Genomic DNA, 887 nt, shown 5'->3' with positions numbered 1-887 from the left:
GCAACACGCTGACCAGGGGGGACGGTGTCTGGACCGATCCGGACGGCGACCCGCTGAGCTACACGTACCAATGGTACCGGGCCGACGATCCCAACGGCACCAACGCCGCCTCGATTGCCGGAGCGACCAGCTCCAGCTACACGCTGACCAGCTCGGACGCGCACAAGTACCTGCGCGTGGTGGTGACGGCCAGCGATAGCAAGGGCGGCACGCAGACGGCGAACTCGGGCTACACCACCGTCCTCAACAGCGCGCCGGTGAACAGCGCGGTGCCGAGCGTGACGGGCACGGCGACGGTGGGCAACACGCTGACCACGACGGACGGCACCTGGAGCGATGCCGACGGTGACAACCGGACCTTCACCTACCAGTGGTACCGGGCCGACGACAACAGCGGCACCAACCTCGCCTCGATCAGTGGGGCGACCAGTTCCAGCTACACGCTGGCGGCGGGCGATCTGAACAAGTACCTGCGTGTCGTGGTGACGGCCAACGACGGCAATGGCGGCACGCAGACGGCGACATCGGCTTATTCGTCACAGGTGGCGGGGGTGGGCAATGGAGCGCCGGTGAACACGACGTCGCCGAGCGTGACGGGCACGGCGACGGTGGGCAACACGCTGACCAGGGGGGACGGTGTCTGGACCGATCCGGACGGCGACCCGCTGAGCTACACGTACCAGTGGTACCGGGCCGATGACGTCAACGGCACCAACGCCGCCTCAATCAGCGGGGCGACCAACTCCAGCTACACGCTGACCACGTCGGACGCGCACAAGTACCTGCGCGTGGCGGTGATCGCCAACGACGGCAACTCCAACACCACGACCGCCTATTCCGCCTACACCGCCGTCCTCAACAGCGCGCCGGTGAACAGCGCGGTGCCG

1 pseudogene is annotated in these 887 nt (G+C 67.4%); it reads left to right on the top strand.

The annotated features are described in order from the left end of the window. Positions 1-887: pseudogene (locus GBZ26_RS29610) on the top strand (DUF4347 domain-containing protein); the annotation flags it as partial.

This window comes from Azospirillum formosense (assembly GCF_013340925.1).
GTDB classification, from domain to species: domain Bacteria; phylum Pseudomonadota; class Alphaproteobacteria; order Azospirillales; family Azospirillaceae; genus Azospirillum; species Azospirillum formosense.
Note: the sequence above shows the minus strand (reverse complement) of the source record. Positions and strands in the feature narration are given on the sequence as shown.